This is a genomic window from Fodinibius sp. Rm-B-1B1-1, assembly GCF_038594945.1.
In the GTDB taxonomy this organism is placed as follows: Bacteria; Bacteroidota; Rhodothermia; order Balneolales; family Balneolaceae; genus Fodinibius; species Fodinibius alkaliphilus.
In genome coordinates this window covers 757,515-783,817 of sequence record NZ_JBCFYD010000002.1, presented here as the reverse complement: position 1 = coordinate 783,817, position 26,303 = coordinate 757,515, and the positions used below count along the sequence as shown (strand labels likewise).

28 protein-coding genes are annotated in these 26,303 nt (G+C 41.4%); 10 read left to right on the top strand and 18 right to left on the bottom strand.

The genetic code is table 11. From position 1 onward, the window contains the following. Window positions 1-18: 18 nt before the first annotated feature. Window positions 19-990 carry a phytoene/squalene synthase family protein gene (locus AAFH98_RS10755; RefSeq protein ID WP_342522714.1) on the bottom strand — a complete coding sequence of 324 codons (972 nt, stop codon included), beginning with the start codon at window positions 988-990 and terminating at the stop codon, window positions 19-21. A gap of 173 nt (window positions 991-1,163) precedes the next feature. Here AAFH98_RS10755 and AAFH98_RS10750 point away from each other — a divergent pair, with 173 nt between their 5' ends. Beyond that, a complete protein-coding gene (locus tag AAFH98_RS10750) occupies window positions 1,164-2,129 on the top strand; it encodes a phosphoribosylaminoimidazolesuccinocarboxamide synthase (RefSeq protein ID WP_342522713.1) in 966 nt (321 codons plus the stop codon). An 82-nt stretch (window positions 2,130-2,211) separates the two neighbouring features. On the opposite strand, the gene AAFH98_RS10745 is transcribed toward AAFH98_RS10750, so the two are convergent. From AAFH98_RS10745 to AAFH98_RS10685, 13 genes are all read right to left on the bottom strand, one after another. Next, window positions 2,212-2,424, bottom strand: coding sequence for an anti-sigma factor (locus tag AAFH98_RS10745; protein WP_342522712.1), 213 nt, complete (start codon window positions 2,422-2,424; stop codon window positions 2,212-2,214). 63 nt (window positions 2,425-2,487) lie between these two features. Next, window positions 2,488-3,069, bottom strand: coding sequence for a sigma-70 family RNA polymerase sigma factor (locus AAFH98_RS10740; protein WP_342522711.1), 582 nt, complete (start codon window positions 3,067-3,069; stop codon window positions 2,488-2,490). 110 nt (window positions 3,070-3,179) lie between these two features. Beyond that, a complete protein-coding gene (gene holA, locus AAFH98_RS10735) occupies window positions 3,180-4,238 on the bottom strand; it encodes a DNA polymerase III subunit delta (RefSeq protein WP_342522710.1) in 1,059 nt (352 codons plus the stop codon). A 64-nt stretch (window positions 4,239-4,302) separates the two neighbouring features. Continuing rightward, a complete protein-coding gene (locus AAFH98_RS10730; RefSeq protein WP_342522709.1) occupies window positions 4,303-5,799 on the bottom strand; it encodes an asparagine--tRNA ligase in 1,497 nt (498 codons plus the stop codon). A gap of 87 nt (window positions 5,800-5,886) precedes the next feature. Continuing rightward, entirely contained in the window at window positions 5,887-7,146 is a 1,260-nt protein-coding gene (locus tag AAFH98_RS10725) for a M16 family metallopeptidase (RefSeq protein WP_342522708.1), read from the bottom strand. A gap of 231 nt (window positions 7,147-7,377) precedes the next feature. After that, on the bottom strand, window positions 7,378-9,498 hold the full coding sequence (gene pnp, locus AAFH98_RS10720; RefSeq protein ID WP_342522707.1) for a polyribonucleotide nucleotidyltransferase: 2,121 nt from the start codon (window positions 9,496-9,498) through the stop codon (window positions 7,378-7,380). Window positions 9,499-9,649: 151 nt separating this feature from the next. Then, complete coding sequence (gene rpsO, locus AAFH98_RS10715) at window positions 9,650-9,919, bottom strand: 30S ribosomal protein S15 (protein WP_342522706.1); 270 nt, start codon at window positions 9,917-9,919, stop codon at window positions 9,650-9,652. A 95-nt stretch (window positions 9,920-10,014) separates the two neighbouring features. Continuing rightward, window positions 10,015-10,950, bottom strand: a complete 936-nt coding sequence (locus AAFH98_RS10710) for a bifunctional riboflavin kinase/FAD synthetase (protein ID WP_342522705.1) — start codon at window positions 10,948-10,950, stop codon at window positions 10,015-10,017. A 27-nt stretch (window positions 10,951-10,977) separates the two neighbouring features. Next, window positions 10,978-11,739, bottom strand: coding sequence for a tRNA pseudouridine(55) synthase TruB (truB, locus tag AAFH98_RS10705; protein ID WP_342522704.1), 762 nt, complete (start codon window positions 11,737-11,739; stop codon window positions 10,978-10,980). A gap of 8 nt (window positions 11,740-11,747) precedes the next feature. After that, complete coding sequence (rbfA, locus tag AAFH98_RS10700; protein ID WP_342522703.1) at window positions 11,748-12,128, bottom strand: 30S ribosome-binding factor RbfA; 381 nt, start codon at window positions 12,126-12,128, stop codon at window positions 11,748-11,750. 26 nt (window positions 12,129-12,154) lie between these two features. After that, window positions 12,155-15,103, bottom strand: coding sequence for a translation initiation factor IF-2 (gene infB, locus AAFH98_RS10695; protein WP_342522702.1), 2,949 nt, complete (start codon window positions 15,101-15,103; stop codon window positions 12,155-12,157). A gap of 97 nt (window positions 15,104-15,200) precedes the next feature. Beyond that, window positions 15,201-16,454, bottom strand: a complete 1,254-nt coding sequence (gene nusA, locus AAFH98_RS10690) for a transcription termination factor NusA (protein WP_342522701.1) — start codon at window positions 16,452-16,454, stop codon at window positions 15,201-15,203. Between the two features lie 24 nt (window positions 16,455-16,478). Next, window positions 16,479-16,940, bottom strand: coding sequence for a ribosome maturation factor RimP (locus AAFH98_RS10685; RefSeq protein WP_342522700.1), 462 nt, complete (start codon window positions 16,938-16,940; stop codon window positions 16,479-16,481). A gap of 216 nt (window positions 16,941-17,156) precedes the next feature. Here AAFH98_RS10685 and AAFH98_RS10680 point away from each other — a divergent pair, with 216 nt between their 5' ends. After that, window positions 17,157-17,636, top strand: a complete 480-nt coding sequence (locus tag AAFH98_RS10680) for a DUF192 domain-containing protein (protein WP_342522699.1) — start codon at window positions 17,157-17,159, stop codon at window positions 17,634-17,636. On the opposite strand, the gene fbp is transcribed toward AAFH98_RS10680, so the two are convergent. The 4 genes from fbp to AAFH98_RS10660 all read right to left on the bottom strand — a co-directional run bounded on the left by fbp (window position 17,633) and on the right by AAFH98_RS10660 (window position 20,737). Then, the gene (fbp, locus tag AAFH98_RS10675) at window positions 17,633-18,664 is read right to left on the bottom strand and encodes a class 1 fructose-bisphosphatase (RefSeq protein WP_342522698.1); all 1,032 of its coding nucleotides are present in this window, start codon (window positions 18,662-18,664) and stop codon (window positions 17,633-17,635) included. The genes AAFH98_RS10680 and fbp overlap by 4 nt on opposite strands. A gap of 42 nt (window positions 18,665-18,706) precedes the next feature. Further along, a complete protein-coding gene (coaE, locus tag AAFH98_RS10670; RefSeq protein ID WP_342522697.1) occupies window positions 18,707-19,303 on the bottom strand; it encodes a dephospho-CoA kinase in 597 nt (198 codons plus the stop codon). Continuing rightward, window positions 19,303-20,431, bottom strand: a protein-coding gene (prfB, locus tag AAFH98_RS10665) for a peptide chain release factor 2 (protein WP_342523462.1) whose coding sequence is annotated in 2 segments (ribosomal slippage) — window positions 19,303-20,370 and window positions 20,372-20,431 — 1,128 coding nt in all. Because the reading frame shifts where the segments join, the coding sequence is not laid out codon by codon here. Before prfB ends, coaE begins: the two co-directional genes overlap by 1 nt. A 54-nt stretch (window positions 20,432-20,485) precedes the next feature. Continuing rightward, window positions 20,486-20,737, bottom strand: coding sequence for a hypothetical protein (locus AAFH98_RS10660; RefSeq protein ID WP_342522696.1), 252 nt, complete (start codon window positions 20,735-20,737; stop codon window positions 20,486-20,488). Window positions 20,738-20,864: 127 nt separating this feature from the next. Between AAFH98_RS10660 and AAFH98_RS10655 the strand changes: the two genes are divergently transcribed. The 8 genes from AAFH98_RS10655 to AAFH98_RS10620 all read left to right on the top strand — a co-directional run bounded on the left by AAFH98_RS10655 (window position 20,865) and on the right by AAFH98_RS10620 (window position 26,257). Continuing rightward, entirely contained in the window at window positions 20,865-22,031 is a 1,167-nt protein-coding gene (locus AAFH98_RS10655; protein WP_342522695.1) for a BtaA family protein, read from the top strand. Next, window positions 22,028-22,663, top strand: coding sequence for a class I SAM-dependent DNA methyltransferase (locus AAFH98_RS10650; protein WP_342522694.1), 636 nt, complete (start codon window positions 22,028-22,030; stop codon window positions 22,661-22,663). Before AAFH98_RS10655 ends, AAFH98_RS10650 begins: the two co-directional genes overlap by 4 nt. A gap of 57 nt (window positions 22,664-22,720) precedes the next feature. After that, a complete protein-coding gene (locus AAFH98_RS10645) occupies window positions 22,721-23,347 on the top strand; it encodes a tetratricopeptide repeat protein (protein WP_342522693.1) in 627 nt (208 codons plus the stop codon). A 66-nt stretch (window positions 23,348-23,413) separates the two neighbouring features. After that, the gene (locus AAFH98_RS10640; RefSeq protein ID WP_342522692.1) at window positions 23,414-23,899 is read left to right on the top strand and encodes a hypothetical protein; all 486 of its coding nucleotides are present in this window, start codon (window positions 23,414-23,416) and stop codon (window positions 23,897-23,899) included. A gap of 118 nt (window positions 23,900-24,017) precedes the next feature. Continuing rightward, window positions 24,018-24,407, top strand: a complete 390-nt coding sequence (locus AAFH98_RS10635; protein WP_342522691.1) for a VOC family protein — start codon at window positions 24,018-24,020, stop codon at window positions 24,405-24,407. Window positions 24,408-24,499: 92 nt separating this feature from the next. After that, window positions 24,500-25,327 (top strand): alpha/beta hydrolase family protein, encoded by an 828-nt coding sequence (locus AAFH98_RS10630; RefSeq protein ID WP_342522690.1) that lies wholly within the window; start codon window positions 24,500-24,502, stop codon window positions 25,325-25,327. Window positions 25,328-25,409: 82 nt separating this feature from the next. Then, on the top strand, window positions 25,410-25,778 hold the full coding sequence (locus tag AAFH98_RS10625; RefSeq protein WP_342522689.1) for an acyl-CoA thioesterase: 369 nt from the start codon (window positions 25,410-25,412) through the stop codon (window positions 25,776-25,778). Between the two features lie 125 nt (window positions 25,779-25,903). Beyond that, entirely contained in the window at window positions 25,904-26,257 is a 354-nt protein-coding gene (locus tag AAFH98_RS10620) for an Hpt domain-containing protein (RefSeq protein ID WP_342522688.1), read from the top strand. Window positions 26,258-26,303 lie beyond the last annotated feature (46 nt).

Sequence of the window (26,303 nt, the reverse complement as noted above, 5' to 3'; positions counted from 1 at the left end):
TCTTAAAAAGTCTTAAGATTATCCCAATTTCAATTGATAGTAGGCCTGGGGAAGCACATAAAACTTCTCCATGGTATTAAGATATGCCCGCTTAGTAAATACATTGTAATCATTCTCTTCAATCTTGTCGAGTATTCTACTATAATTCTGTCGAGCCAAATATACCGGTAACCTGCTATCACTGCTTAACAACCTTATGCCCTGTTCTGATCTCTCATAATAACGGCGTGTTCGTTTAATCTGATATTGCAATAGATTCACAACATTTTCCGTACGTTGATAATCAAATAATTGCTGTTCGGTGACCTCAAATCGATCTAATTCTTCCTTGGGTATATAGATTCGATCGCGACGCAAATCTTCCCCTACATCACGTAAAATATTTGTCAATTGCATCGCAATGCCCAGATCCACTGCATAGCCCAACGCCTCTTTGGATTCATACCCAAATACCTGGCTCGTCATCAGTCCTACAATCGAAGCCACTTTAAAAGAATAATCGTAAAGTTCATCAAACGTTTCATAGCGATTCTTAAATAAATCCATACAAACCCCTTCTATAAGTTCAAAAGGCATTTCGATGGGGATATGATAACGCTTGAGCACATCAGCAAAAGCAATCAAGATGTCACTTTCCTGATCACATCCATTATAAGCATCATGCAATTCTTGCTTTAACTGATCAAGCTTTTGTCGTATATCACTCTCTGTGAGTTCTTCTCTCTCTAACAGATCCTCAGCCTCATCAACCAAATCATCGATATATCGACAAAGACTATAGATGGCAAAGATGCCCCGTTGCTTGTGGTTAGGCAAAAAGCGGGTAGCCATATAAAAGGTTTTTGCATGATGACGAGTAATCGCACGGCATTGGCTATAAGCCTTTTTTAAACGCTCATCATCTAATTCTTCAATTACCGAACGATGCAGAGATGTCCGCTGGTAAAGTGGCTTTAAGAAAGAATATGGTATACGAAAAAGATCTGTCATATTGCTCTTGTACATTCCGTTTTCATAGTACCAAATGCTGATACCGAACCAAATAGTTCCCGCAGAATTTTATAAACTCATGAAATTAAAATGATTTAATGATTCCATTTCTATTCTTGATAAGTTTTTATGATTTTCAACCGAGTCAAACACTTTAATAAATCCAACATCTTGTGAACTCATCAGCACTCGATTCCAATGCCCTTCAAAACTGCATTACCAAAACCGATGTCTCAGGTTATCCCGCTCCTTACCATGGCAAGGTCCGCGATGTATATGAACTTGGGAATGATAAACTTGGCATTGTAGCCAGTGATCGTATTTCTGCTTTCGACCACATTATGAAGCAGGCTATTCCTTACAAGGGACAAGTTTTAAATTCGTTGGCCGCTTTTGCTTTTGATAAAGTAGATGATATTGTAGATACCCACATCATTGATGTGCCTCATCCCAACGTAACTATTGCCAAAAAATGTGATCCCATTCCCATTGAAGTGGTCATTAGAGCTTGCCTAACCGGACATGCCGCCCGCGTTTATAAATCGGGCAAACGAACGCTCTGCGGTGTGGTACTGCCTGATGGAATGGTCGAAAATGAAAAATTTGATGAACCAATTTTGACACCTGCTACAAAAGCTGAAGAAGGACACGATGAGGATATTTCCGAAAAAGAAATCTTACATCAAGGTATTGTTGATGAAGATATCTGGCAGGAAATCAGAGAAAAAGCGTTCAAGGTTTTTGAGCGTGGACAGCAAATTGCCAACAAACAGGGACTCATCCTTGTGGATACCAAGTATGAGTTTGGGTTATATAATGGAGAAGTTACCCTTATTGATGAAGTCCACACGGCCGATTCTTCGCGCTATTTTTATGCGGATGGATACGAAGAACGACTCGAAAAGGGTGAACCGCAGAAACAACTTTCCAAGGAATTTTTACGAGAATGGCTGATGGAACACGGCTTTCAGGGAAAAGAAGGACAAACCTTACCCGACCTGCCGAATGAATTTCGTATTAAAATATACAATCGCTATACAGAACTGTACGAAAAGCTTACAGGTCAAACATTTACCCCCACTCCCATCAATATGAATTCCTTTAACAAGGAGCTTAAGGAAATTTTTGATCGATACTGATCAAGGATCCTAAAGTGAGTTCAAGATAACACGTTACTTTTACGTATGGGTCATTTTTAGCTCGTAAAAATGCCTTCCGAGGCTACGCTGTCACTGAGGGTACATTAAGTTTTTCTGCAAAACGAGCTAAGGCTTTTTTCCCTTTCATTGCCTTACGAGCAAATACTCGTTCATCCTCATTTTGGGACAGATAATCTTCGAAAGACTGTTTCTCTGCCCTATTTAAATTACCATCAAGGTAATCCGTTAAAAAATCAGTGAGTACGCCGTCACTGTCAAATGCTGTAGGTTTCATAGTAAAGAGGGTAATAGATTATATTACAAGTTCAAGTACCTTATCTACTACCCTCTAACTATACTATGCCGAAATTGTTTCGGGATACACGTAACTTTCTAATAATTCCTGTAATTGGGCTCTTCCGCGATTAATTCGCGACTTAACCGTACCCATCGGCAGATCCGCAATTTCAGAAATTTCTTCATACGACAATTGCTGGATATCACGAAGAATTACCACCTCACGGAAATCATCACTAAGCTCTTCTAACGCCTTTTCAAGTTGATCCATACACATCTTTTCGTGCAGCGAATCATCAGGTAATATTCCCGAATCCTCTAATTTCATAGGACGATCTTCAGAGTCATCTGGATCTTTATGGATGGTTACCTTTGTCATACGTTTTTTCTTTTTATACAAACTCTTGGCCAAGTTAATGGCAATGGTATACATCCACGTAGAAAATTTGGCAATCCGTTCATAAGAATGACGGCTGCGAAATACTCGAAAAAAAGTTTCCTGAACCAGATCCTCACAATCCTGATGATCATGCGTATAACGATATAAAAAGTTGTGCAACCGATCTTGATAACGCTCCACCAACAGGTTAAAAGCTTCTTCGTACCCTGATTGAAACTTTTCCATCAGATCTTCATCTGACATTTTATGTAATTTGGCTCTTGAAACAGCTTGCATAATGACCCCTATTTTGATTGCAGTTAATAATTGCGGGGATCATCAGTGTTCCGCTAAGAGAAATAATAATATTTGTACTAACCGATGATCCGTTTGATCATCAGGAGAAGTATCGTGGAGGGGTCCATCTTGGTAAAACCTTTGGATGCTCTGTCGGCATCTAAGAGTGCTTCAAAAATTCTGGGCATCTCGACCAGTTGAAAAGCTGAAGCATCTTTCCAAAGCTTGTTGAAGTACCAATTGTTATTGATACCTAAGGTATTTTGAACTTGTTTTTTGGAATTACCCTGTCCAGCTAACCGGCGTATTTGCCAGATGTTTGAAAACACATTGTAAAAGAACCCCACGGAACGAATAATTTCTCCCGTGTTCGCTTTAGAGTGTTGCAACATCTGTTCCGCTATGAACAGGGCCTCATCAAGATTACGGTCAAAAAGGGCGTCTTTTAGCTCAAACACCGAATATTCGCGATAAAGACCGATTATTTCTTTTATTTCGCTCTCTGTGATGGTATCAGAAGTGTCTACAAAAGTGCACACTTTATCTATTTCTGTGGACAGTAACTGCAAGCTGTTGCCTACATATTGCGCCAGCATCTGGGCCGCCGGCGGCTCTATCTTCTTATTATGGTGTTTTTTAGCCCAACTTATAATCCAATCAGGTAGGCGGTAGTCGGGCACTTCTTCAAATTCGTAGAATCCTGCGTGCTTCTTAAATGCTTTGCCAATTTTAGATCGTCCCGATGGCTTCTTGGTATCAATACAGACAAACAGCGTAGTAGGGTTAGGTTGTTCCAAATATGGAATGAGATCATTGACCTTACCCTCGTAGCCTTCGGCCTGAGCACCATAACCACTCAGCTCTTTAAAATCTCGCAAAATAACTATACGCTGTTCAGCCATCATCGGATAACTGCGAATAATTGAGAGTACTTTCTCGGGTGTGACATCCCGACCGTAAAGTAGATCAAAGTTAAAATCCTTTTGATCCTCAGGAATTATTCCCTCAACCACTTCCTGCAGCTTATCCAGAAAAAACTCCTCTTCCCCATAGAAAAAGTATACGGGCTCCCGATTATCTGAACGAAGCTCATTCAGAATCTCGGAATAGAGTTCTATGCTGGTCTTTTTAGCCATTTCAGAGCTGTGGATTATTATCTTTCAGCATTCAGTTAACAAGAGTGCTGATCGCTGAAAGTTATTAAGGTGTCAATCGTCCCATCATACGGGGGAAAGGAATGGTTTCACGAACGTGATCCAAACCACAAAGCCATGCCACCGTTCGTTCTAAGCCCAGTCCAAAACCGGAGTGTGGTACCGATCCATATTGACGGAGATCCAAGTACCACTGGAATACCTCTTCAGAAAGTCCGTGCTCAGCAATACGTTTTTTCAGCGTTTCTAAATCCTCTTCACGTTCACTTCCACCGATAATTTCCCCATATCCCTCGGGAGCTAACATATCTACCGCCATCGCCAATTTTTCGTCTTCGGGATCACGCTTCATATAAAATGCTTTGATAGCTGCGGGAAAACGATGTACCAAAATTGGAGTATCATATTTCATCGTCAGCAACGTTTCATCACTACCACCGAAATCTTCTCCCCATTCAAAATTAAGGGCGGATTCTCTCCAATCGGGAATATTGCGCAAATCCTCTTCAATCTCATCAAGTCGTTTACCAATTTCTATAACCCGTTCATCAATCTGGGCCTTGCGCCATTTTTTGGCTTGTCCACGCTCCTTCTCAATCTCTTCACGCTCCTCTTTCAGATCTTCAGCCTCCTGCTTGCGATCTTCTACCATCTGATCCAACATTTCCGCCATCTCGTCGCTCTTAAGCTGCTCAACGGCCTCAGTATATGAAATGCGGGGGAAGTCCTCTTCCACGGTCTTGCGGAGCTTAGACGTATCGCGCTCCAATATTTCAAGCTCTTTAGGACGACGATCCAATACTCGTTTTACAATAAAACAGATAAAATCTTCGGCCAGATCCATATTCATATTCAAGTCGTAAAAAGCCATCTCCGGCTCAATCATCCAAAACTCGGTCAAGTGACGACGCGTTTTACTTTTTTCGGCACGGAAAGTTGGTCCAAAGGTATAAATCAACCCATGTGCCATGGCCATGGCTTCCCCATACAACTGACCGGATTGCGTTAGGTATGCCTGATCTTCGAAATATTCGGTTTCAAAAAGATTGGTCGTGCCCTCGGCCGCATTCCCAGTAAAGATAGGCGCATCCATCTGTACAAAACCGCGCTCTTGGAAAAAGGTATGTATTGCATAGATAATTTCGTTGCGCACACGCATAGCCGCCCACTGCTTTTGACTACGCAACCACAGGTGACGGTTTTCCATCAGGAATTCAACGCCGTGCTCTTTGGGCGTGATGGGGTAATCTTCGGCAACCTGGTAAATGTTTAGGTCGGTAACCTGTAGCTCATGTCCCCCAATACTTCGTTCATCCTCAACCACTTTTCCAGTTATCTCAAGAGAGGTTTCCTGGCGGAGTGCTTCTGTCTGCTCCCACGCCTCTTCACTTACAGCATCTTGTGCCACAACACACTGGCAAATACCAGAACCATCGCGTAATTCAACAAAATAGAGGCTCCCACTGCTTCGATAATTATATACCCATCCTTTGAGCGTTACTTCTTCATCAACGTGATCAGACAAATTGCTGATATAAACCATGCTTCAACGAATAATTTTGTTAATACTTTTAGATCAAATATTGACATCGAAACTAATCATTTCTGATCAGACTCGAAACGATAATTCCTATGCTTCAGGGAGCAATAAAGCCTCTGAAAACTGATCGTTATCGAAAAATTCCTGCGCAAAATCCTGGACCTGATCGGCTTCTACCGCATCAATCTTTTCTTGCAACTCATCAAGTGTAACAAAGCGATCAAAATAGATTTCACTCTTTGCCAACCGCGACATACGGTTACTCATGCTTTCGACCGATAGCATCAGCTTGCCTTTAAGCTGGGCCTTCGCCTCAGATAACTCTTTCTCAGGGATAGGATCCTGCTTTAGCTTATCGATCTCAGCTTCAATAAGCTCTCTGACGTGCCCAACATAATCTTTATCTGTACCTACATAAATACCATACAAACCGGTATCACTGTAAGACTGATTAAAGGACGTAATCGTATAACAATACCCGTACTTTTCACGGACATTCTGGTGCAACCGAGAGCTCATTCCACCCCCTAACACTGTATTGGAAAGCAACAACCGGTACTTATCATTATGATTGTAGTGCAAGCCACGTCGCCCGGCAATAAGATGCGTTTGTTCAATAGGCTTTGTCAGTTCTACATCACTGACTTCATAATCCGGCAGTGATGGATTTTGATCTACTGTTTCTTGCGGTTCAACTTCGCTAAAATATTCGCTTACCAACTTAACTACCTTCTCGTGATCCACATTCCCAGCGACAGACACCAATAAGTTTCCAGGCTGATATCGATCATCCATATAGTCATATAGATCCTGACGCTCAAATGCAGAGACAGTATCTTCAAAACCAAGCGTTGAATTTCCCAATGGATGTCCCTTAAAGACCTGTTCGCTAAATTGTTCAAAAAGGTAATCATTGGGACTATCCCGATACATCTTCATTTCTTCAATGACTACCTTCTTTTCCTTCTCGATCTCATCCTCAGGAAATGATGGATGCAGAACCATATCCGAAAGGACATCCAGCGCCCGTTCGAGCTGTGTATTTAAGCATCGTGAGTAGTAGCATGTATATTCTGATGATGTAAATGCATTCAGATATCCACCAACAGATTCCATACTCATAGCAATATCGAGCGAAGAGCGGCTATCGGTTCCCTTAAAAAGCATGTGCTCAAGAAAATGTGTCACACCTGCCATCTTATTTGTCTCGTTACGGCTTCCCGTCTTCGCCCAGATGCCAACAGCCACACTTTTCACACTGTCGACATGCTCAGTAACAATCTTAAGTCCGTTATCTAAGGTTGTTTTATTTACAAAATCAATTTCATTCATATTTTGTATTGAGCTCATATATAAAATTCTTTTTATAAAATAGTTCGAGCACCGTGCTCATCCCATGATAGTTTACAATTCTCGATCCGTAGCTTTACTGCGTATCGCAACCAATCTAAGGTTCCGAAGCAGAACATTGGAACCAGAGAAAACGGTAGTTGACACTACGAATTATCAACTAAAATAAAACGCCATCCCGAAAATCGAGATGGCGCAAAAATATAACTTATTTGTAAAGATCTGATAAGCTTAGTTGTTATCTCCATCTTCAGGAATCAATGCCTTTCGTGAAAGACGAAGTTTTCCACCATGCTCAACTTTGAGCAACTTCACTTCAAGCTCATCCCCCACTGACAGTACATCACGTACATTGTCAACATGCGAATGGTTAATTTCTGAGACGTGAAGCAATCCATCTTTTCCAGGTACAATCTCAACAAAAGCGCCGTAATCCTTGATCGCTTTCACCGTACCTTGATAGGTAGCACCTTCTTCGAGATGACCTACAATGCCCTGGATACGTTTCTTTGCCTCCTCGGCATTATCTAACCTATCAGCGCTAATAGTAATTTTACCTTTACCGCGCTCTTCATCTTCCTCAACCCAAATCTCGGTATTGGTTTCTTTCTGAAGGGTTTGGATAACTTTTCCACCCGGTCCAATTACAGATCCAATATCATCCGCTTCAATCTCCATTTTAACAAATTGGGGAGCATATTCAGAGATCTGTTCTCGGGGTTCAGAGATGGTTTCAGCCATCTTGTCAAGAATGTGAAGTCTTCCCTTTCGAGCTTGTTCAAGTGCTTCTTCAAGCTTTTCAAAAGAGATGCCACTTACTTTCATATCCATCTGGCAAGCTGTAATACCATCGCGGCTACCAGCTGTTTTGAAGTCCATATCTCCCATAAAGTCTTCTTCGCCTCGAATATCAGAAAGGACCACTTCCTTATCATCGCCAACAATCATTCCCATTGCAATTCCGGCAACAGGTTTTTTAAGGGGGACACCAGCATCCATCAGTGCCATTGAACCACCACAAACAGACGCCATAGAAGATGAACCGTTTGATTCTGTAATATCAGAAATCACACGAATAACATATCCGAACTCATCAAAAGATGGCATCAATTTACTAATCGAACGCTCGGCCAAATGTCCGTGACCAATTTCACGTCGGCCGGGACCGCGCATAAAGCCAGCTTCTCCTACACTGTAATTTGGGAAGTTATAGTGGAGGAAAAACTTCTTGTCTTCTTCGGTCAGTAGTGTATCAACAGCCTGGGCATCTTTTTGGGTACCCAGTGTAACAGAAACAAGTGCCTGCGTTTCTCCACGGGTAAAGATTGCAGAACCATGTGTACGAGCAAGATATCCAACCTGCGTCCAGATATCGCGGATATCTTCCGGAGAACGTCCGTCAATACGTTTCTTTTTCTCAAGAATCATATTGCGAAGTTCTTTCTTCTCAATATCGCTGAGGATATCCTTAATTGTACCGCCTTCTTCAGCGTATTCTTCGGTTTCCGTCAGCTCTTCAACAACACTGTCTTTAATTTCCTGAAGGCCTTCGCTGTATTTCTCTTTGTCGAGCCCAACATTTACATGCTCACGAATACGTTCTTCGGCAAGCTCATGAACTTTTTCTTTAAGATCTTCATCCACCGGTTCAGGCGTGTGCTCACGCTTTTCTTTTCCGAACTCTTCGCGAAGTTCTTCCTGAAATGCACACAGCTTTTGGATGGCTTCATGACCCACTTTAATAGCCTCAAGCATTTCCTCCTCAGAAATCTCATCCATTTCACCTTCCATCATAGAAACACTCTCTGCAGTTCCACCAATAATCATATCGATATCACTGCTTTCCATCTGACTAATGGTAGGATTAACAACAAATTCTCCTTCAATACGTCCCACGCGAACTTCTGCAATAGGTCCTGCAAATGGAACATCTGAAATATGTAGTGCAGCAGATGCTCCTACAGCACCCAATACATCACCATCATGCTCACCATCGGATGAAAGTACCGAGCAAATTATTTGGGTTTCGTTTGTGTAACCATCCGGAAATAAAGGCCGAAGGCAACGGTCAATCAACCGACTGGAAAGCACCTCTTTGTCATTTGGACGACCTTCACGCTTAATAAAGCCCCCAGGAAATTTACCACCAGCAGAAAAACTTTCGCGCAAATCTACGGTTAAGGGGAAAAATGGTTTGTCGCTTGGTTCTTTTGAACTTACTGCAGTACATAATACCATAGTATCGCCCATGCGAACCACCACTGCACCGTCGGCCTGCTTAGCAATACGTCCTGTCTCTATAGATAACGTTTTACCCGGTGCAAATTCTACACTTTTAAAATCTTCTTTCATTATTGTCTAATCTTCTTTTTCGAATTTAAAATAAGCTACAAAGTTATCAGCAATCAAATCATTAACTTTGTAAAAATGACTTTCAGGAAGGAAATGTTGCGCAAATGCAGATATATAAAAAGGCACGCTCAAAAAACGTGCCTTTTAAGAATTACTTACGAATTCCTAAATCATCAATAAGCTCACGATAGGTTTCAATATCGTTGTCTTTAAGATAATCGAGAAGTTTTCTTCTTTTCCCAACCAGCTTCAACAAACCTCTTCGTGAATGGTGATCTTGCGTGTTTTCCTGAATGTGATCGGTAAGGTCATTAATACGCTCAGTCAAAATTGCTATCTGAGCTTCGGTAGACCCTGTATTTTCTTTAGATCCACCATATTGTTCAACGAGTTCTTCTTTTCGCTCTTTTGTTATCGCCATGTGATAATTAAATTCTTTTTGTCTTTTCTACAACTATGTAAATGTTTGTATAATAGCAAGCAAAGATAAGCGTTCACGCCGTATTTTGCAATATTTTAATCCCTTGATAAAATTTGCTTCGCTTGATTTTGGTCTTGTTTTAATTGTTCGATCAACTCTTCTTTTCCATCGAATTTTTTTTCATCCCTGATCCTGCTGTAAAACCGTATCTGCACTTCCTTTCCATAGATCTCTCTATCAAAATCAAACAGGTTAACTTCTAAGGTTTGATCTCGGCCATCAAAAGTTGGACGTGTACCAATATTCATCATCCCATCAAACCAATCACCATTGGTACGGAGCTTCACCGCATACACCCCCTCTCTGGGGATAATCTTATTAACATGTTCGGGTTTAATATTTGCTGTAGGAAATCCGATTTCTTTACCGCGCTTATCACCATGTACAACTGTGCCATTTAAACGATATGGACGCTGTAAAAACTCTGCAGCCTGTTCTACATTCCCTTTTTCGCTTATTGCATTCCTGATAGCAGTACTACTTACCGTTTGCGTACCCACCTCCCGTTTGGATACGACATAGGAATCGAAACCAAGCTCTTGGCCAAGCTTTTCAATCGTTTCAATAGTCCCTTCTCTGTTACGTCCAAAGTGATGATCGTATCCGATAACAAACTCACTTACCCCTATTTTCTTGTGGATGATATCACGAATAAACTCATCGGAGGTTAGTAAGGAAAAATCCCGATCAAAAGGAATTACAATCATCCGGTCAATACCAAGCTCTTCAAGAATTTCGCAGCGTTCTTGAAGGGTTGTCAACAGTTTTATTCCATCATCACCCGGATTAATAATATTTCTCGGATGTGGATCAAAAGTCACAAGCACACTACGGGCATTCCGCTCATTGGCTTTTTCGACAACTGTATCGACAATAGCCCGATGACCTGCATGAACCCCATCAAAAGTACCAACTGTCAATACCGTATTTTCCTCACGTTGAACATCTTTTAAGAATACAAGTTCAGCCATAAGACATTAATTTTTAATGACCACTTATTAAAGTGTCTCTATTTGTGAAGCATAATTATTGATCGAAAAAATATTTTCTAACTCTGGAACCCTCAATGCATCTGAATTCTTAAAATCGCCAATTGCTGTACGTTTAAGCCCAACTAAATGTCCGGCCGTTTCCAATTCAATAGCTAAATCATCAGCAAGTGTACGAATGTACGTTCCCTTACTGCACTTAACATATAACTCGAGATGAGGAAAGTTGCATTCCAATATTTTTGTTTGCTCTATAATTACCTGCCTGGGCTTTCGTTTCACCTCTTTACCTTTTCGCGCCAGCTCGTAAAGGGGCTGTCCTTTATGCTTTAATGCCGAATACATAGGCGGAATTTGTACAATTAGTCCGGAAAAATGCTCCTCTAATGTTTCCTCAATTTTTTTCTGTGTCAGGTGATTAAAAGAGGCACGCCGATTTGGAATAGTCTCGGCATCTAAACTGGGAGTCGATGATCCAAAAACAATTTCGGCCTTGTATTCTTTGTCGGCATCCTGGAAAGCAGAAACGGTACGCGTCCCCTTCCCTACGCAGAGAATTAGCAAACCGGTTGCCATAGGATCAAGCGTACCAGCATGACCTATTTTTCGAATATCAGTACATTTGCGTAAAAACTTAACAACTTGAAAGCTGCTCCATCCCTTGGGCTTATCAATAAGAAAAGCCGCCCCTTTTTTATAATCTATGTCGGGATGAGGAAGATTTTTTTTTGAAAAGATCGGTAACTCCTCAAGCGGAATAGCCTTTGCCATGTGCAGTTCTACTCCTCGTCACCGGTATTTGAGTCTCGTTGCCGACGTTCCTTTCGAATCTTTTGGAAAAGTTTCTCCATCTTCTCTACGTGCTCTGCCGTTTTATCATTGATGAAGTGAAGCTCCGGAATTCGTCGAACCTGATGACGAATTTTATCGGCTAACTCTTTACGGATCGCCGCATTTTGTTCTTCCAGATAAGCAAAAATAGCATCTTCATCCTTGCCGGGAGCATAAACGCTCAGCAATATTTTTGCGATGAGCAAATCGGGAGTCACATCAACTTTTGTGACTGTAATAAATGATCCACTTCGCTGGTATTTTTTTTGGATGATCTTGCCAAGATCTCGCTTAATTACAGATCCTAAACGTTCAGGGCGAATACTCATACTAAGCAATTTTAAATATTACCGGATTAGCTGTCGTCACTTTTAACGTCTTCGAGACTTCTACGCTCTTCAACAACTTCGTAGTTTTCGATAACGTCGCCAACCTTGATATCATTATAATTTACAATACTGATACCACATTCGTACCCGCTCTTAACCTCTTTAACATCATCCTTAAAACGCTTAAGAGCATCAATTTCCCCATCATAGATCACCACACCATCACGCACGATCCGAACTGGGTTATTACGATTGACCTTACCATCAGTCACATAACAACCGGCAATCGTTCCTACACTTGACACCTTAAAGATTTCACGGACCTCAGCATTTCCATAAAGACGCTCACTAATTTCAGGAGAAAGCATACCCTCCATCGCATCTTTAACCTCTTCAACCGCATCATAAATAACACTAAACAACCGGATATCAATTTCCTCTTCCTCAGCAACCTGACGAGCATTGCTGGTAGGCCGCACCTGGAAACCGATAATAATTGCTTCGGATGCGGAGGCAAGAAGTACATCAGATTCTGTAATAGCTCCGGCACCGGTATGAATAATATTAACGGAAACTTCTTCATTACTCAGCTTCTGCAGAGCACCTGAAAGTGCTTCAATCGAACCATCCACATCAGCCTTAACAATAAGATTTAGATCCTCAATCTCACCAAGTGCAAGACGTCGAGAAAGGTCATCCAAACTCATATGCTTGGATTGTCGCAGCTCTTGTTCTCGCTTAATCTGTTGTCGTTGATTGGCAATTTCCTTGGCTTTTTTCTCATCATCGAGCGCAACCAACTTATCTCCAGCTTTAGGAATATCATCAAACCCAGTTAACTGCAGCGGTGTTGATGGGCCGGCCTCTTCAATACGTTCACCGAGCTCATTTTCCATGGCACGAACACGACCAAAGCAAGGGCCAGCCACAAAAGCATCCCCCACTCGGAGTGTTCCATTTTGCACAAGAATATTTGAAACAATACCCTTTCCTTTATCAACACGAGCTTCCAAGACAACACCATCAGCGTTTCGATCCGGGTTCGCTTTCAACTCCATCAATTCCGCTTCAATAAGAACTTTCTCCAACAAGTCAGAAATACCTTTACCCGTCTTAGCCGATACTTCAGCGACCTGATTGGTACCACCGTATTCCTCAACGATAACATCATGCTCAGCAAGCTGCTGTTTAATTTTATCGGGTTTTGCATCAGGTAAGTCCATTTTGTTAATGGCAACAATAATGGATACTCCAGCTGCTTTCGCGTGGTTAATCGCCTCAATAGTCTGCGGCTGTACTGCGTCATCAGCAGCAACAACAAGAATAACAATATCGGTAGCCTGAGCTCCTCGAGAACGCATAGCCGTAAAAGCTTCGTGGCCGGGCGTATCAAGGAAGGTAATGGGTCGACCATCATCAGTAGTAACCTCGTAAGCACCTACGTGCTGCGTAATTCCACCAGCCTCACCTTCAGCAACTTGGGACTTTCGAATGTAATCCAACAGCGACGTTTTACCATGGTCAACGTGACCCATTACGGTAATAATTGGAGCACGAGGTTCCAGATCTTCCGGATCGTCCTCCTCAAGTTCAATTTCTTCAATGGCATCATCAGCATCAACAAACTCAACCTCATAGTTATACTCTTCAGCTACAAGCTCAATCGTGCTTGCATCCAACCGTTGATTAATCGACACCATCATACCCAAATTCATACAGGTAGTAATAACATCATTGGCTTTTACATCCATCAGCTCAGCCAAATCACTTACCGTAATAAATTCGGTAGCTTCAATAATATTTTCTTCCAGCTCTTCAAGCTCCTGCTGTAGCTGTTCTTCTTCCTCACGCTCTTCTTTACGTTGGCGACGACGTTTCTGTCGTTTACTACCAACCGTCTCGGACGACTGCATCTTACGCAGTGTCTCTTTCATTTTTTGTTCTACATCTTCCTCATCAACACGACTGCCGCGACGTTTCCGGCGCTTTTTCTTATCCTTCTTCTTACTTTTCTTTTTCTCTCGTTTTGATGACTTTGTGTTTTCCCCGTCCTCTTCGGCCTGCTGACGGTCTTTTTTACGCTTTCTTTTCTTACGCCGTTTGGGCTTACTCTCATCAATCTTAACCTTACCGACAACCTTGGTTCCTTTCAGTCGGCCGGCATGTCCACGAATTACTCCCTGTTCCCTTTCATCGTCATCCTCTTCTTCCTCCTCATCCTCGTCGTCCTCTTCTTCGGAGTCTTCAGATTCATCTTCATCCAAATCCTCATCTTCCTCTTCATCCGAAGTATCATCTGTTTCATCATCTTCTTCAGATTCGTCATCCTCTTCTAACTCATCTGTTTCATCTTCACCCTCATCTTCCTCTTCATCATCCAATTCTTCATCATCTGAAGGTTCCTCAATTTCTTCAGTATCTTCTTTGTCTTCAGGCTCTTCTTCAGTAGTAGTCTCAGCTTCCTCAGATGCCTTAACCTTTTCTTCTGATTCCTGATCATCCTCAACTTCTACCTCTTGCTGTTCCTCATCGGCTTCTTGAATTTCTTCTTGTTCTTCATCTCCTTGATCCTCTTCCGGCGTAACAGTTTCTTCGTCCTTCTCTTCAACTTCTTCAGAATCTTCCTCATCTTGAGGTTCAAGTCCCTCAATATCTTCATCCTCTTCGGGTTCTAACGGAAGATCATCATCCTCAAGCGGCTCGAGATAATCCTCTACAGATACACTTTCGTTTCGGCTGGCACGTATTTGATTACGACGATTCTCGTATTCCTCTTTTGCTTTCGCGTGCTGCTTACTTTTTTCTTTATCAACACCATAAACCCCTTCCAGCGCCTCGTACATTTCGGGCGTAATCTTGGAATTTGGCTTATTGTCAATATCAAAGCCTTCGTCCGACAACGAATCTACAATTGAGGATGTAGAGACGTTAAATTCGGATGCAACTTTGAATAATCTTCTTGTCTTCTTGGACATATATATCTATTTCTGAAAAAGTACGTTCGGTATTTCTGTTACGCTGTTTAAGACCTTAGTATAAGGTAAATCAGAATTCTTGGAAATCGAAGTTCAGTTATTCTTCATCTTCAAACTCATAAGCAATGATATCGATGATGCGTTCTGCTTGATCTTCAGTGATTTGACCATCAGTACGTCGTACAATCTCCTCCTCATCCAAATCAAGCACCTGTCGAGCGGTATCACAGCCAATATCGTGGAGCAACTCAATAACTTCGGGACCAAAATCAATCTCAAATTCTCCCAGATCAATGTCGTCCTCTTCTTCAACTTCGCGATAGACATCAATCTCACAGTCAGCAAGCTTCGAGGCCAACCGAATATTTACGCCCCCTTTACCAATGGCTTTGGACACCTCATCCGCAGGCACAAGTACTTTTGCATGACCTCCATCTTCGCTTAGCTCAACACTTAGAACCTTAGCTGGCTGTAATGCTCGTTTAATAAATTCGTGCTTATCATCGGTATAATTGATGACATCAATATTTTCGTTTTGCAGCTCCCGCACAATGGCATGAATACGTACACCTTTCATACCTACACATGCCCCAACAGGATCTACACGCTCATCGTGCGAAATTACCGCCACTTTTGATCGATCACCAGGTTCTCGGGCAATTCGAACCAAGTCAATAATACCATCAAACACTTCGGGGATTTCGTTTTCAAACAACCGCTCCAAAAACAACGGAGAAGTACGCGAAATAATTACCGATGGATTCCCATGATAACGTTTCACTTCTTTAACAACCGCGCGGATGGTATCCCCTTTGCGATAACGATCTTTATAAATCTGTTCATCTTTGGGCAGAATCAGCTCAACCCCGTTGTGATTTACCAGCATCTCGTGATTACGGATTTGATAAACATCACCCAACACAATTTCGCCCACTCGATCAGAATACTCCTCAAACACATTATCCTTTTCAATTTCGCGAATACGCTGAGCCAACTGCTGACGCGCCATCATAACCGCACGTCGGCCGAAATCACGAATATCCAACTCTTGCGCAAACTCATCATAAAGTTCCAGATCCGGATCTTGCTCTTGGGCATCTTCGAGCGTAATCTCCTGTACTTCATCTGTAAGCTCTTCTTCAGGTACAACCTCCCGAATATGGAGAATCTGTACTTCACCACGATCAGCATTCAAAATAACTTCAAAGGCATCATCAGAACCATACTTTTTCCGAATCATGGTTCGAAAAACATCTTCAAGAATCGATAGCAACAAATCCTTGTTAATGTCTTTATCTTTAGCAATCTCGGCGAAAGATTGAATAATCTGTTTTGAAATATCGTTTGACATCAGTTAGCTCCTGTCTGCTTAATATTATTTAAATGAAGGAATTATTTTTGTCTCGACGAGGTCGTTAAATAACACTTTCAGAGGTGATTCTTCATCTTTTTCAATAATAATATGGTCATCTTTAACCTCTGCCAAAGTGCCTTCTACTGTGGTATATTCACCATCAGTCTCAAACTTAAACTTTGCCTTTCGACCTACATTTTTCGGATATTGGCGGCGATCTACCAACGGTCTATCCAATCCAGGCGATGAAACATTAATCCGGTAACGACCTGAAAACACATCATGCGCATCCATTAAAAAACCGAGCTCATTGCTAATTTCGGCACATTCATCCATATTTACGCCGCGATCTTCGGCATCGACAGATACCCAAATCTCGGGTGTGTCGCCACCTTTAATCTCAACATCAACTAAGAAGAAATCAGTTGTTGTTAATACTGACTCTGCGAGCTCAGAAATTTTATTTATTACTTCGTTCGGCACGTTTTTCTAAATTTTTGATACAAAAAAAAGTGAGGACCTCTCGGCGCTCACTTTTAAGCAATTGAAGATATCGTTAATACCTCTAAAAAACAACTGATTACCAAAGTCTTTTGGACGCTCATCCCGATGTAATAAAAGAAACAGTAAATTTGTTTATTACAGTTAATCCAACTTTGCTATACTTGAACACAAAATTATCTTATAATTTTCTTGATCATGACTAAATTTTTAAATCTATTCGTAGTTCTTTTTACAGCATTTCTATTAATAAACTGTTCGCAAGAAGAGAAATCAAAGCAACAGCAGAATAATGGACGCACATTATCGTATGAACGATCCGTTACTTTTCATACCGCTGATGGAGATTCCCTGACCGCCATTGAAGCAGCTATTGCTGATGATGATAAAGAACGTAGCCAAGGCCTAATGGATGTTCGAGATATGCCTTCCGACAAGGGAATGCTTTTCATCTTTGAAGAGAATCAACCCCGTAGTTTCTGGATGGCCAACACTCCCCTTTCGCTGGATATTATCTTCGTTAACAACAACTACGAAATCGTTCGCATACATCACAGCGCCCAACCCTATTCTGAAAAGAACTTCGAATCCGGACAACCCGCAAAATACGTCATCGAAACCAATGGTGGATTTTGTATCTCACACGATATCCAAGAAGGCATGAAAGTCAATTTTTAAGCATTCACTGTTTCGTTTCGATGTTCAGCTAAAAACTGTTTCACTTTAAGTACATTTCCTTTTGACCCAATAAAAATGGGCGTACGTTGATGGATGGATTCGGGAGTAATCTCTAAGATGCGTCCTTTACCATCAATTGCCATGCCGCCAGCCTGCTCAATCACGAAACTTAGCGGATTACATTCATACATCAAACGCAATTTACCATTAGGGTATTGACTGCTATTGGGATAAATAAAAATGCCACCAGTAATTAATGTTCGATGCACATCAGCCACCATGGATCCGATATAACGCGCCTTGTATGGCCTGTTAGTTTCGGGATCTTCAACCTGGCAATACTTTACATACTGTTTAAGTCCTTCTTCCCAAGAATGATAACTTCCCTCATTTACGCTGTATATTGTTCCGTGATCGGGAATCCTTACATCATCATCCGAAAGTATAAACTCTCCAATACTGGGGTCCAATGTAAACACCGATACACCTAAACCCGTCGTGTAAGCCAGCAGTGTACTGGATCCATACAGCACATATCCGGCAGCAACCTGTTTGGTCCCAGCCTGCAGAGCATCCTCTTCACTAAGCTGTTCAGAATCGGGATTTTCACGCATGTAAATAGAAAAAATACTCCCGATGGAAACATTAACATCAATATTTGAAGATCCATCCAGTGGGTCCAAATACACAATATATTTCCCCCCCTCATTATCAAGCTCAACAATACCGTCATTTTCTTCAGATATAACCATGCACGTAATCTCTGATCGGCTTAGAGCAGAAATAAGCTGCTTGTCGGCAAATAAATCCAGCTTCTTAACCGATTCACCATGCACATTAGTAGTACCATCTTCACCCAATATATTTGTTATCCCAGCCTTGTTGACTTCTCTTGAAATAATTTTTGCGGCCAACCCAATATCCCGAAGTAACTGGGAAAGCTCTCCTGTTGCACCGGGAAATTTATTTTGTCCCTGGATAATATACTCTTCCAGCGTAATTACGCGATTTGTTTTGCGATCTACCATAGCTTCCCTCTGTAAAAAATCCGATATGTGAAATTAATATTTCTATTCATCCCGTTTAAAACTTTGATATATAATTTCGGCTTTCTTCTTGAGTTCCTCAAGTGTGCCATTGTTACGGATAACATGGTCGACTTTTTCAGTCGCTTTTTCGAAGTCGCGCTGCTTACTAATACGCTGTTTTATCTCCTCAAAACTACTACTATCGCGCTTCTGAACACGATTAATTCGTTTATCCTCATCAGCCAAAACCAATACGATATAGTCTAACGAACCCGGTTCCAGATTTTCCAGTAAAAGAGCGGCTTCATAGACAAAAATATCGTATCCTTGTTCGGCAGCCTTCTTAATTTCCCGGGCTGCTGCTGCCGGCATTTTAGGGTGGACGATGGCATTTAGTGCTTTTACCCTTCCCTTTTCAAATGCCTGTTCGGCAAGGTACTCGGTATTGAGAGATCCATCCCCGTTGAATGAGGCTTCGCCAAAAGTATCAATCAATGCCTTTTTTACTTCCGGATCGGTTACCATCACCTGCTTGGCCAGCTCATCTGCATTAAGTACGTAAGCACCTAACTCAGACCATCTCCTGCAGACGGTAGATTTCCCGCTACCAATGCCTCCCGTAACTCCGACCGTAACCATTATTCTTCGTCATTATTATTGTTGTTTGCTGATATAGACAGCAGGTACTCATTGATAAACTCATCGAGCTCACCATCCATCACCGCATCGGTATTTGAGGTTTCATAATCAGTCCGATGATCTTTAACCATATTATATGGATGAAAAACGTACGAACGGATTTGAGATCCCCACTCAATATCTTTCTTGGAATCCTCCAGCTTTTGCTTATTGCGCTCTTTAATCTGCTTTTCAAGCTCATATATCTTTGATTTTAGCAACGTCATCGCCTTATCGCGATTCTGCTTCTGAGACCGTTCCTGCTGACATTCCGAAACAACTCGCTGCTCGGTACCGTCAGAAAGCTCACCTTCCCAGATCAGGCGGACTGCCGTCTCTGTTTTATTGACGTGCTGACCGCCTGCACCACTTGCCCGAAAGCGCTGAAGCTCCACTTTACTCTCATCAATATCGACCTCAATGGTATCATCTACCACAGGCGATACAAACATCGAACAAAAGGACGTATGACGTCGGGAGTTACTATCGAACGGTGAAATACGTACCAGTCGGTGCACTCCACTTTCGGCTTTCAAATATCCGTACGCATACTCCCCTTCTACCTGGATTGTTGCACTTTTTAAGCCTGCAACATCCCCATCCTGGTATTCAATAACTGACACCTCATAATCATGTTTACTTGCCCAACGGGTATACATCCGATATAACATTTCGGCCCAATCCTGGCTTTCCGTTCCACCGGCACCGGGATTAAAGGTAAGAATAGCATCGCGATGATCATCTTCACCCTGCAGCATATTTTTGAGCTCAAGATCTTCTACGCCCTTCTCAAGCTTCTCAATCTCCTGCTTCAATTCATCACCGACTTCTTCACCTTCTTCTAAAAATTCCTGGTATACCTTGATACTATCTCGGAGCTCGTCAAGCCAATCCCACCGCTTCACCATGTTCTTTTCATGGTCCAACTTTTTCATAATGCGACGCGCTTCATCGGGGTCGTCCCAAAAGTTCGGGTTCTGGGTCTGCTCCTGCAGCTCTATGATATTTACTTTTCGCTGCTCATAGTCAAAGATACCCCCTGAGCGCATCCACGCGCTCAAATAATTCATTTATATGATCGGTATTAATCGTTGTCGTATCCACAGCTCTATAATTTTTTGTTCAAAATTGTTATTACAAATCCTATTTTCGACCTAACTTCCCAAGTACATATCCCAAAGCCACCCCACCTACAAAAGCGAATAGCATACCTTCTTCGGGATGCGATCTCACATAACGACGTGCTTCTTTATAATCTCGATTTAATTCGTTCTGGAACTCAGTCCGCTCTTCTTTGAGTCGTTCTATGAGCTTTTCGTAGCCTTTAATTTTAACACGCTTTTTCTCTTCTGTTGATGCTTCACTTTGCTTTTGGGATTCTTTGTTCTTAGCCATAATACGATCGCTTGTTTGAAGTTTACATAAAGATACAAATTCTATCTCCAAACGCAGTGCAAAAAATAACAAGTTGAGGAATCGTTAAATTCACAGCGTATACATATTTAGCCGATATTTTCGTGTTATGGAATTCTTATCAAAAATTTCTAAAAATATACAGCATCACCTCTTTAGGGCTATTACCCAAAATAACTTGGTGTATAATACAAGCTGGGAAGATCCACGTATTGACCGTCAGCTGCTGGAGCTAAATGCTAATAGCAAAGTACTAATGCTCACCGGGGCCGGTTGTAACGCGTTGGATTATCTTTTGGATGATGTTCAACAGATTGACGCCGTGGATATCAACCCCGCCCAAAATGCCCTTTTAGAACTCAAAAAAGCATTTTATACAAACGGTAGTTATTCTTTGCTTTGGGATTTTTTAGGTAACGGCCAAACCTACAATCCTAAGAAAACCTACACTAAAACCCTTCGACCTTATTTACCACCTGCTGCCCAAAAATACTGGGATGCCCATATACATAAATTTGCACACCAGCATAACAATAGTGGATTTTATTTCAGTGGCACAGCAGGAAAAGTAGCTCAACTTATTAATTGGCGTATAAAGCAGAAAGGACTCTCCGAATCCATCGAAAAGTTACTGCAATCCCAATCACTAAATGAGCAATCATATTATTTCGATGAAATCGAACCTCAGCTATGGACCCCCTTTTCCAAGTGGCTCGTCCGCCGACATACTTCAATGTCGATGTTGGGCGTACCGGCAACGCAGCGTAAAATGATCGAGCAAAAATACCAACGCGGGATGGAAGAATTTATCCGTCAATCATTAACCCATGTATTTACCCAACTACCCATTTCTGATAACTATTTTTGGCGGATTTATCTAACAGGGTCTTATTCGCCCGACTGTTGTCCCAACTATCTGCGGGAATCAAATTTTAACCAGCTTAGCAACAGTATTAATAAAATTACTACGCATACCTCTTCGCTTTTACAGTTTCTTCGCCACAAATCAACAAATTACTCTCACTTTGTACTGTTAGATCATCAGGATTGGATGGCTTATGTTCAACCTCAAAAACTGGCGCAAGAATGGCGGCAAATTCTCAGTCATGCCCAGTCCGGAGCACGTATTCTATTCCGGTCGGCCGGTAGTAATCTCGACTTTTTACCTAACTTCGTTTGGAACCAAATCTCTTTCAAAACCAAACGTACCCAAAAGCTCCATCAACAAGATCGCGTAGGCACATACGAATCGACACATCTGGCTATTGTAGAATGAACATCTTTAATATCAAAGGTAGCCTCTCACAACAAGAGCGCATGCAAAACTACTATCGACTGCATGCCCATATCTACGATAATACCCGGTGGAGCTTTTTATTTGGACGCGCTTCGCTCGTAGATATGATTCCAAAGTCGATAGCCCCTTCCAACATTCTCGAAATTGGTTGCGGTACAGGTTATATGCTGCGACATCTGCACCAACAATTTTCATCAGCAAAAATTACTGGGATTGATATATCTCCAAATATGCTTGCTGTTGCACAAAAGAATGTATCAGAGATCCATAATATCTCATTGAAAGAACATAAATATGGTCCTGATAATATAGTCAGAGAAAACTATGACCTTATCTTACTTTCCTATTCACTGACGATGATGGAGCCCCATCCCCAAACAATTATTGATCAGCTTACCCATAATCTAACGGGCGACGGTGTTATTGCAGTTGTTGACTTTAATGCAACCCCGTTTTCAGGATTTAAGCACTGGATGCACCTGAATCACGTCCGGTTTTCCGCCGATACGCTACCCTACCTTAGCTCTTCTTTTAGTCCCATCAAATCACAAACAAAACCGGCATACTTTGGACTCTGGACCTACTATCAATTTCTGGGCAGAAAAGTGTAACATTTACCTTTGATTGATGATGAGTTCAAGGATTGCATTTTGTATCTTTATCCGCCTATGAAAAAAATTGAAGAACAGATTTCTGACATAAAAAAAGAACTTAGCGAATCACCCGACAACCCCGACTTGTTAAATGAGCTGGGTATTGGCTACCACATGCTGGGAGAATACAATCAGGCGGTGGAATATTATCAAAAAGCTATCAGCGAGGAGCCCAAAAATTTCAAGTTCCATTTTAACTTGGCCAACACTTTTTACGAACAAAAAAACATCGACAAAGCCGTTAATTATTATCTAAATGCATTAGATATAAAACCAGACTATGTACCAGCGTTAAATAATCTGGCCGATATTTATGAACTGGCCGACGATCAGGAAAAGGCCCGGGAACTTTTCGAGCATATCACTGAAATAAATCCCGATGACCCGCTTGGATATTTCAATCTCGGTAATCATCATTTGAGAAATGATAATACCATAGAAGCTGGCCGATGTTATAAAAAAGCCATCGAGCTCGATCCTGACTTTTATGAAGCATACAATAATATTGGCTTTATGCTCAAGCATTTAGAACAATACGAAGAAGCGATTTCTTATTACGAGCAGTGCCTGGAAATAAAACCAGATTATGAGCCCGCACAAAAAGACTTAGAAGCCTGTAGGCAAGCCCTCCAAAACTCCTGAGCTGGAACAATTTATCGACATAGCGCTATAATGATAACGTCATTTTAAACTAAAACAGACATTATTATGAAAAGTGTTATCAAACTATTTTCGCTGTGTTTTGCCATCTTTTTGATCTCTTCAACAGCTTTTGCCCAAAACCGACCTACACAAAGTACATTTGGGTTAACTGCTTCTATACAGGGTAATCAAACGAATCTGCAAGTACCCATTTGGCTTAATGATAATGTCACTATTGCGCCCGTTTTTGGGATTAATCACCAACAAAATAATTTTACCTCTATAAATTTAGGAGTTGCACCCCGGTTTTATCAGGATGTTGGATCGGACTTCGCTACGTATCTCGGAGCCCGGGGCATTATTCAACGCACTTCTCCTGAAGTGGGGGCCGAAGATTCCGACTTTTTGCTGGGCGCCACAGGCGGCGGTGAATATTTCTTAGGTGAACATTTTAGTTTGGGTGTTGAAGTACAACTCAACTTCTTGATTAACGATAATGGGAATGACCGATTCGGTACAGGAGCCGCTGTTATGGGTACCTATTATTTTTAAGCAATCCTAACGTTTTTCCTCAAAGCCGTCCAGCATAGGACGGCTTTTTTATTTGAGATACATCAAATTTTAGCATAGAATAAGACTACACACTCCAACCATCATGTAACTCATCACTATGGAAAAAGTTATTGGCATCGGCGGTATCTTTTTCAAATCAGAGAACCCCTCAGAACTTGCGGCCTGGTATAAAAAGCATCTTGGCCTGCCCATTGATGAAAGTTACGGCGGCTATACGTTCGACTGGAAAGATGATAATCAGCGCCCATCAAAAGGATATTCTATTTGGAGCCCCTTTCCCAACGATACTGATTATATCGAACCGAGTGAAAAAGATTTCATGTTTAACTTTATTGTGGATGATTTAAGGGCGTTAATAAACCAACTAAAATCAGAGCACGTCCAAATATCCGGTGAAATTGAAGATACCGAATTTGGGCTCTTTGGCTGGATTATCGATCCCGAAGGAAATAAAGTTGAGCTTTGGGAGCCAGCTGATGATCAATAACACAGGCTTTATTAGGTATAACTAAAGAAGCTCAGGGTATTACCTCGGTTAACGAACAACATATCACTATTACAGCTAATGATGGCTTTCCCTTGTCAGCAACAATATTTTTTGCCAAAAATAAAAACGCTGACAAAACGATCGTCATAGCCTCGGCCCTCGGCGTACCCCGTTACATCTACTTCAAACTGGCCACCTTTCTGGCTAATAGTGGTTACAACGTTCTTACCTTTGACTATCGCGGCATTTATGAATCTCAAAGCCAAAACATTTCAGGCTCTGATATTCAAATGGATGACTGGGGATCCTTTGATATTGATGCCGCCCTGCAATGGTCATTAGGTCATTGGCATCCGGATGAACTGATATATCTGGGTCACAGCTGCGGCGGACAACTACTTGGGTTAGCAAATCATGCTCCTAAAATTGATAAAGCTATTTTTGTAGCCTCTCAATCTGGCTTCTGGAAACTCTGGGCGTTCCCTCAAAACATCGGTGTTTGGTGCGTGTGGCAAATAATCCCGCTTATAGCAAATTGGGGCAATGACTTCCCTGCCCGGGCACTGGGTCTTTCCTCTACCAATATTCCCGCAGGCGTGGCTAAACAGTGGGCACGATGGGGAAAGTCTGAAAATTATTTATGGGATTTTATTGCCAAAAAAGATCGACAACGATATAGAAAACTGAGCTTCCCGTTGTTTGCATTGGGGTTTAGCGATGATCGTTATTTTGGTCCACCCAAAGCGGTAAAGAAACTACTTGAATACTATCCCGCAACCCAACAACTTTTGCATATTTGCACCCCTGAAGATTATGGACAAAAACATATCGGACATTTTAATTTTCTAAAACAAGAGTTCAAAAACACCCTCTGGCAAGAACTTATCCAATGGATAGAAAATGATCATTTTTCCTATTAAAACTATTTATAAAACGCTTGCATACCCTTATCTTAATCAACTTTAGTTATCGTCCTATTTTTACAAATCAACAGGTACTGTTATGCAATTTTTTAGCCGAAAATTAATTAAGCCAGAAGATCTCAACGCCCATGGCACCCTATTCGGGGGATCCGTACTGAGCTGGGTAGATGAAGAATCAGCTATTTTTGTCACCTGTCAACTCGACAAGGGAAATATTGTGACTAAATATATGTCCGAAATCGACTTTGTAAGCTCGGCGGGACTTGGAGACATCATTGAAATTGGCATGGAAACAGTCAAATTTGGGACTACTTCTATTACAGTTCGTTGTGTAGTACGCCAGAAGTTCACCAAAGAAACCATTATTAAAATTGATAAAATTGTATTTGTTCACATGGTTGATGGCAAACCAACCCCCCACGGCGTTACTGAACCGCAAAACGAATAAAAAACAGAATATGAGAATCTCATCATATTTCCGTTTATTCCCATTCGTTTTATGACCTTTGATAAAATTCTACAGAACATACTTGCAGAACCTGGTAAAAAAATCATATAAGTCTTACAAATATCATGAACTACCAATTTATTAACCCCAAGAAGATAACAGAGATGCTTTTCGATGATTCACAATACGTTATCGAATTTTGCGAAGCCGGGGTTACCTCATTTAATGAATTTATTGAAAATTATCGCCTTCATCTGCTTGGTCGTAATATGGAAGAACTCCGTAAAGCCGGTCACAAAATTAAGCCTGGTGCTCAAATGATGGGTGCAGATGAAGTAGTAGATGAATATGAACACGCCAAGACATTATTGAATAATAACGCTGAAGAAGGTCAGCTGGAAGCCTCCGTTGACAAAATGGAGGGAATTTGCTCAACCATCAAAGAGGAATTAACAAAGCTTGCTGATAATCAAAATTAATATCAGCATTTGTATCTTATAAACGAATTTTCATCAAACATTTAGC